Origin of the sequence: Streptomyces sp. PA03-6a (assembly GCF_033792765.1) — a bacterium.
Lineage (GTDB): Bacteria > Actinomycetota > Actinomycetes > Streptomycetales > Streptomycetaceae > Actinacidiphila.
This window is the reverse complement of the sequence record NZ_JARAVK010000581.1, coordinates 1-950: the sequence shown is the minus strand read 5'-3', so window position 1 is coordinate 950 and position 950 is coordinate 1. Positions and strand designations below refer to the sequence as shown.

Here is a 950-nt window from a genome sequence, read left to right as displayed (position 1 = left end):
CGACCTGAAGCTGGCCGTGGCCGACTACCTGCAGCTGGTGCAGTCCGGCGCCGCCCGCCGGCCCGAGAGCCGCCAGCAGGAAGTCTCCGAGATCTCCCGAAACCTCAAGCTCCTCGCCAAGGAGCTGGAGATCCCGATCGTGGCGCTGTCCCAGCTCAACCGCGGACCCGAGCAACGCGCCGACAAGACCCCGGCCGTCTCCGACCTGCGCGAGTCCGGCTCCATCGAGCAGGACGCCGACATTGTGATCCTGCTCCACCGCGAGGACGCCTACGACAAGACCTCACCCCGCTCCGGCGAGGCCGACCTGATCGTGGCCAAGCACCGCAACGGACCCACCGCGACCATCACCACGGCCTTCCAGGGCCACTACAGCCGGTTCGTGGACATGGCCACCAGCTACTGACACCCCTCAGGACGGCACAGACGGCTCGCTGGCGGCCGATCACTACCCGGATGGCACATCCCGGTCATCCAGGGCCATGATCGGCCGCCAGCAGCCCGCACAGACGATCAAGCACCACTATCCGGAAGGAGCCCCGCTGGTGGGAATGCTCGGGGACAGCCTCGACAAGGCCGTGCAGGGCGCGTTCACCCGCGCGATCCCGAAGTCGGCTCCGGCGCAGATGCGTTACCTGGTCAAGCAACTCAAGGGAACCAAAGCGGTTGCGCAGTTGCTCGGGATCTCGCAGCGGACCGTGGAGCGCTATGTCAAAGACCAGATCAAGCGACCCCGCGCCGACCTGGCCGCCCGGATAGAGCGCGAGGTCCGCCAGCGGTGGCAGCCACAGATCCGCGCGAAGGCGAAGCAGGCCGCGGCCACCACCGGCGGCATCGTCATCGACACCCGCGCCCGCTTCGGCTTCACCGCCGCCCCCGGTTCCACCGACGACGCCCGCCAGCGCCTGATCACCCAAGCCCTGCCGCCGCAGTACGCGGCCCGCCTCTTT

At 68.7% G+C, this 950-nt stretch carries 2 protein-coding genes; both read left to right on the top strand.

Annotated features, from left to right (window positions below; genetic code table 11):
• Positions 1-406, top strand: a 406-nt coding sequence (locus PV350_RS46725; protein ID WP_500339325.1) for a DnaB-like helicase C-terminal domain-containing protein, incomplete at its 5' end; no start/stop codon positions are given.
• Positions 407-551: 145 nt separating this feature from the next.
• The coding region (tpg, locus tag PV350_RS46720; RefSeq protein WP_500339326.1) for a telomere-protecting terminal protein Tpg at positions 552-950 on the top strand (399 nt) is incomplete at its 3' end.